Origin of the sequence: Limimaricola soesokkakensis (assembly GCF_900172345.1) — a bacterium.
Lineage (GTDB): Bacteria > Pseudomonadota > Alphaproteobacteria > Rhodobacterales > Rhodobacteraceae > Limimaricola > Limimaricola soesokkakensis.
In genome coordinates, this window is sequence record NZ_FWFY01000038.1 from 1 (window position 1) to 1,211 (window position 1,211).

The following is a 1,211-nucleotide window of genomic DNA, read 5'->3' on the forward strand; positions in this document are numbered from 1 at the left end:
GTGACGATCTTGGCGTTGGAGGAATAGGCGCGCTGGGTGCTGATCAGGTCGGTCAGCTCCTGGGCCACCTCGACGTTGGAGCTCTCCAGCGCCCCGGCGGTCAGCCCGCCGGCCGAGCCCTCGCCGGCCTGGTTCAGGCTGAACTTGCCGGAGTTGCGCGACAGCACGTAGGCGTTGCCGTCGGCGGCCAGCAGCCCGTCGGGGTTGGCGACCTCGGCCAGCGGGATGTTGTAGAGCGGCTTGCGGCTGCCATTGTTGAACACGCCGTAGACGTCGCCGCGCTCGTCGATCTCGGTGCGCACCAGCACGCCGCTCTCGGCGCCGTCGGCGCCGATCTTGAGCGCCGAGTAGTCGCCGGCGAACTGGGTCATGCCGGTGTGGCTGTCGGGCGCGCCGATCGCCACCTCGATGGTCTGCGGCACGGCGCCGTTGTCGACGGTCAGCGTCGCGATGCCGGTGGCGGCATCGAAGACGAAGCCCGCCGGCGCCACGGCGTTGGAGGTGGCGTTCGAATAGAGCCGCGGCGCCCCCGCGAGCGGGCCGCTGTCGTGGAAGTCGACGGTGACCTCGCCGTATTGCGCGCCGTCGGCGCCGGAGATGCTGAGCGTCCACTGGCTGGCGGTGGCGCTGGGCTGCCAGGAGAACTGCATCCGCTCGGCCTCGCCCAGCGGGCTGTAATACTCGGCCGAGCTGAGGAACGGCTCGCCCGGGGTGGCCAGCCCGGTCTGCTGGGCCGGGATGTTGCCGCTGACGGTCATCTCGCCGGTGGGCGAGCCGGTCTGCGACAGGCTGCCGAGATTGACGGTCCGCAGATCGCCGAACTGGTTGCGGTCGACATTGCCGATCGAGGCGGTCTGGTCGTAGGGAAAGCCCGCGAGGTAGTAGCCGGCGGCGTTGCGCAGATCGCCGTTCTCGTCGGGCAGGAACGAGCCGGCGCGGGTCAGCATGAAGTTCGCCTCGTTGGTCTCGCCCGGCTGCTTGGAGACCACGAAGAAGCCCTGCCCGCCGATCGCCAGATCGGTGGCGCTGTTGTTGGCGCGCACGGCGCCGCCTGTGCTGACATCCGAACCCTGAACCGCACGCACGCCCGAGGGCGAGATGCCGGCATTGTCGCTCAGCGTGCTGGTGGTGACCATCTGCACGAAGCTGCGCCGGTAGCCGTCGGTGTTGGCGTTGGCGATGTTCTCCGAGATCCGGCCCACCGCCGTGGA

General features: G+C 69.7%; 1 protein-coding gene. It reads right to left on the bottom strand.

The window, feature by feature from the left end:
• Window positions 1–1,211 (bottom strand): flagellar hook protein FlgE (locus LOS8367_RS18565; RefSeq protein ID WP_085898011.1); only part of this gene is annotated, 1,211 nt, incomplete at both ends.